Source organism: Bartonella propinqua (assembly GCF_047263965.1).
Classification (GTDB): Bacteria; Pseudomonadota; Alphaproteobacteria; order Rhizobiales; family Rhizobiaceae; genus Bartonella.
Map to the genome: position 1 here is coordinate 1 of NZ_JBLEBK010000020.1, position 3,212 is coordinate 3,212.

General features: G+C 35.4%; 5 protein-coding genes. 3 read left to right on the forward strand and 2 right to left on the reverse strand.

Going from position 1 to position 3,212, the window contains the following annotated elements:
* Positions 1-201 precede the first annotated feature (201 nt).
* Entirely contained in the window at positions 202-642 is a 441-nt protein-coding gene (locus ACMFKV_RS06990) for a hypothetical protein (RefSeq protein WP_413154898.1), read from the reverse strand.
* An 18-nt stretch (positions 643-660) separates the two neighbouring features.
* Complete coding sequence (locus ACMFKV_RS06995) at positions 661-921, reverse strand: helix-turn-helix transcriptional regulator (protein ID WP_413154899.1); 261 nt, start codon at positions 919-921, stop codon at positions 661-663.
* 108 nt (positions 922-1,029) lie between these two features.
* Here ACMFKV_RS06995 and ACMFKV_RS07000 point away from each other — a divergent pair, with 108 nt between their 5' ends.
* The 3 genes from ACMFKV_RS07000 to ACMFKV_RS07010 all read left to right on the forward strand — a co-directional run bounded on the left by ACMFKV_RS07000 (position 1,030) and on the right by ACMFKV_RS07010 (position 3,055).
* Entirely contained in the window at positions 1,030-1,647 is a 618-nt protein-coding gene (locus tag ACMFKV_RS07000; RefSeq protein ID WP_413154900.1) for a LexA family transcriptional regulator, read from the forward strand.
* 166 nt (positions 1,648-1,813) lie between these two features.
* Positions 1,814-2,185, forward strand: a complete 372-nt coding sequence (locus ACMFKV_RS07005) for a hypothetical protein (protein ID WP_413154901.1) — start codon at positions 1,814-1,816, stop codon at positions 2,183-2,185.
* A gap of 111 nt (positions 2,186-2,296) precedes the next feature.
* The gene (locus ACMFKV_RS07010; RefSeq protein WP_336288740.1) at positions 2,297-3,055 is read left to right on the forward strand and encodes a phage antirepressor KilAC domain-containing protein; all 759 of its coding nucleotides are present in this window, start codon (positions 2,297-2,299) and stop codon (positions 3,053-3,055) included.
* The last annotated feature ends 157 nt before the right edge of the window (positions 3,056-3,212 follow it).

A 3,212-nucleotide genomic window follows, 5' to 3' on the forward strand; every position in this document is an offset into this window, starting at 1 on the left:
AACGGCGTGCTTGAAAATTAACTGTTCCGCTTATTATGTGATTATCTGCACCACAAATCGCCCAACCCGTCTTGGTGCCTAAATCAACGCAAAGAATAGTTTGTGAAATCAAATCCATAATCCCCCCTAAAAAATATTGCGTGTTCGTATGTGCGCTATAATTGAACGCGTAGTAATAAGTTTTTAAAAAAGTGGATGAACTTATTTAGTAGACATGTTGAATGCATGATTTATGAATTTGATTTCTTTTTTTCTTTTTTCGATAAGCTGATCCCTTATGCTATTAAGCTCATTTTTGACTATAGCCATAAAAAAGACCAGCTCACTTAAGCGATCAAAAGATAACAAATCTCTAGAAAAATAATTATCAAACCAAGCAGTAAAAGCTTGCGTAAACACAGATGAAAACCATTGGTTAAAATCATCGTACGGATATAATGTAAAATAACTTCTATTATCATTCTCAAAGATACTGTGCAGCGTATAGAGAATAAAACTTGTTGATGGAAAATATGATCTTACTTGATAAGATGGTTCATTAAGCGAATGAGCATTGTAACACATATCTCTCTGTCCAATTTTATTAACAAGATCAATCATCTGGTCTTTGCTTATAGTGATCTGGTGCTGATTATTTGCCATCTCTGTTTTTGCTCCAGTTTAAGAGTGTGAGCTGGGTTGTTGCTCATCGTTAACAGTAGAGACAGCAGCCAAAGAAGACATAGAGCCAGAACAATCTGGCAATTGAGTCAGCTTTTGCTGCAACTTTAAATAATTTATTAGGGAGATAGAGCCTCTTTTTTCCCACTTACAAACAGCAGCTTGAGTTACACCAAGCATTTTTGCCATTTCTGATTGTGTCCAATTAAATTTGATCCGTACTGATTTAATAAGACTCTTAAAATTTTCTCGTTGATTCATTTAAAGGCTCCGATCATAACTTCACCCAAATAATTACTATAATTATAGTTATATAAAGTCAACAAAATTCATCTTTATCAATAATAAAAAAATAAGGTAAGCAGAACTATGAGTAATAAATCTAATATTATAAACCTTTTGAAAAAGATTTTGACCGAATTTAATTTAACGCAAGAAGATGTGGCTAAACGATTGAACGTAACACAAGCTTCAGTGTCAAAATGGCTAAAAGATTCCGATCCTCGAGGTTCTAATCGTGACGCTATTTTAAAACTATATAGAGAATTAACAGGTGAAAATCACTTCACAACCTTCGTGCCTCTCATGGGGTATATTGGAGCAGGAACACAAATAGATCCAAGTTTTGAGCAAATCCCCGAAGAAGGTCTTGCACAAGTAGAAATCCCATTTGTTCTCCCTGATGATATGATTGCTTTTGAAGTTAGAGGAGAATCCATGCTTCCCGCTTACAAAGATGGAGACATGGTTATTGTTAGACGGCGCCAAACCAAAACAATAGAATCTTTTTTTGGTAAAGAAGTAGTTGTTTTAACACATGACAATAAGAGATATATAAAGCAAATTAGTAGGGGAATGAATGGAGAAATAGATCTTCTTTCATGGAATGCATTACCTATTAAAAACGTTAAAATTATATGGATTGGAGAAATATTTGCTATTTTGCCAGAAGGTGCTTACGGCAAAATGATTCGCAATCATCCTTAATTATTAGCTGAATTAAAAGTACACTTCCTTGCCTTTCCTACCCAATAAAATGTCACCGTAGTTTTTAAATTATAACTTTTTATAATTTTTTGCTTGATATTTTATAATTATAGTTATAAATATAAATCACATACAAGCAATCGCTTACAAGCGGAGGGGTAAAACTATGGAAAAGCCAATTTTTGTGAATTCTGATGAAATCTTGTTAATCGTCTACAATAACGGTGAACACGTTGCTCAATCAGGACCATTTTATGATGAATTTGATATTTTGAAAGTTCTTGAAGGTACAGAAGGTGCAATCAAAGTCCTTTGTATAGATAATTCAACCAAATACTGTGAAGACATCAGCGAAGAAATTGCAGAAGCATACATCAAGGAAAACGATATTCTTCAATTCAACAACACTGGACACCCTTTTATAGAAGAGAGCGATGCTTTTGATGCTTTTTGGGATGAAATAGCAAAACAAGAATATGAAGATCACTGTACGGCACCTATGAGCAACAGCATCGTCTACGCCCCTGTGACGTTCTGAAAAGATGTATCTAAGGGCGTTTTAGAGAGCGCTACTTTTCAATTCAATAAACATGAAATCCGCGATGAAAACGCTTATCGATATTCTGCACAATGAATAATAGAGTTTATCATGCATAATCCTATAGCTATCACAAAAAGCACCGTTAATGGTGAAACAATTCAAACAGTCAATGCACGCGAGTTGCATGCATTTTTAGAAGTGGGGAAAGATTTTTCAAACTGGATCAAAGATCGTATCAACAAATACAGCTTTATAATAAATCAAGATTTCATAAAAACACAAGATTTGCGGTCGCCAAATTTGGCGAGCGCAAAATCTAGAACTGTTATTGCAATTAACTACCACCTTACACTCGATATGGCAAAAGAACTTGCCATGGTAGAACGCAACGAAAAAGGCAAACAGGCACGACAGTATTTTATCGAATGTGAACGGCGTACAAAGGAAGTATCTGCACAAAAAATTGACTACTCAAGTCCTGAAGCGATGATTGGTTTTTTGACACATCTACAAGGACAAATAGAACAGAAAGACAGTGTTATTGCTGAACTCAAACCAAAAGCAGAAGCACTTGAAAGTTTAAAACGTTCTGATGGTTTATTTGGGCTGACTGAAGCAGCAAAGGTACTGGAGGTGCGACCAAAGGATTTAATTGATTACTTGCGTGAACATGACTGGGTTTATCGTCGTGCTCCAAGTTCTCCATTGTTGCCTTATCAAGATAAGATCAAGAGAGGTCTGATGGATTGCCCAACCATTACTATTCAAAGACCTGATGGAACAGAGAAAGTTCTTCCTTCAACAAAAATTACAACAAAAGGCATCAGCATTCTTTCTCAAGAGCTGAAAAGGCAAAACACGCATTAATAAAGGAGAAAAATTATGGAAAAGAAATACGAAATGACCGACGAAACAATCGAAATCAACGGATTCACGCTTTACCGCATTAAAGCTCTTAAAGACTTCGGTAACGTTGAAGCAGGCGACCTAGGTGGTTTTATAGAACATGAAGAAAACTTGTCGC